Here is a 1,251-nt window from a genome sequence, read left to right as displayed (position 1 = left end):
CATCGAAGTGGTAAAAACGCGAGCTAAATTCATCGGTTTTGAAGTGCTAGTTGGCTCTTTAGAATCTCTACCAGAGCAAGACGTATTCGGCGCGCTGGTTCAATACCCAAGCACAACGGGTGAAGTTCGTGATCTAACGGACATCATCGCGAAAGCGCAAGCAAACAAAACCCTTGTCACTGTTGCGACTGACCTACTTGCTTCTACCCTATTGAAGCCTGCTGGAGAAATGGGCGCAGACGTCGCAATCGGTTCAGCTCAGCGTTTCGGCGTACCAATGGGTTACGGCGGTCCACACGCGGCATTTATGGCAACTCGTGACAAACATAAACGTACAATGCCAGGCCGTGTTATCGGTGTTTCTATCGATGCGAAAGGCAACCAAGCACTTCGTATGGCAATGCAGACTCGCGAGCAGCACATCCGCCGCGAAAAAGCGACATCAAACATCTGTACCGCTCAAGCGTTACTAGCAAACATGGCATCTTTCTACGCGGTTTACCACGGTGCAGAAGGTCTACGCACCATTGCTCGTCGCACACCCCGCATGACTGCCATCCTTGCTGCTGGCCTAACAAAAGGCGGCTTTGAACTGGCTCATAACAGCTTCTTCGACACCATCACCATCAATACTGGTGAGAAAACGCAAGATCTGTACACAAAAGCACTCGCAGCAGACATCAACCTACGCGTCCTACCTGGCAAACTAGGCATTAGCTTAGATGAAACAACAACCGTTGCAGATGTCGAAGCACTGTTCGCCGTCTTTGGCGTAAAAGAAGACGTTGCCGCACTATCAACGGAAATTGCTGGTAACGAGTTTGCCGCCATTCCAGAAGCGCTACGTCGCACTTCAGAATACCTAACGCACCCAGTGTTCAACACTTACCACAGTGAAACACAAATGATGCGTTACCTAAAACAGCTTGAAAACAAAGACTTCTCGCTAACGCACGGTATGATTCCACTAGGCAGCTGTACGATGAAGCTAAACGCAGCGGCAGAGATGATCCCAATCACTTGGCCTGAGTTTGGTTCTATCCACCCATTCGCACCAGCAGAACAAGCAGCGGGCTATGCAGCGCTAGCGAAAGATCTAAAAGAGAAGCTTTGTGAAATCACAGGCTACGACGCATTCTCACTACAGCCAAACTCCGGCGCATCGGGTGAGTATGCAGGTCTTATCGCGATTCAACGCTACCACGAAAGCCGTGGCGAAGGTCACCGCAACGTATGTTTGATCCCAAGCTC

The 1,251-nt window shown here is 50.3% G+C and carries 1 pseudogene; it reads left to right on the top strand.

The annotated features are described in order from the left end of the window. Positions 1–1,251: pseudogene (locus tag R7M72_RS25030) on the top strand (glycine dehydrogenase (aminomethyl-transferring)); the annotation flags it as partial.

It is taken from the genome of Vibrio sp. YT-18, from assembly GCF_033337345.1.
GTDB classification, from domain to species: domain Bacteria; phylum Pseudomonadota; class Gammaproteobacteria; order Enterobacterales; family Vibrionaceae; genus Vibrio; species Vibrio alginolyticus.
Note: the sequence above shows the minus strand (reverse complement) of the source record. Positions and strands in the feature narration are given on the sequence as shown.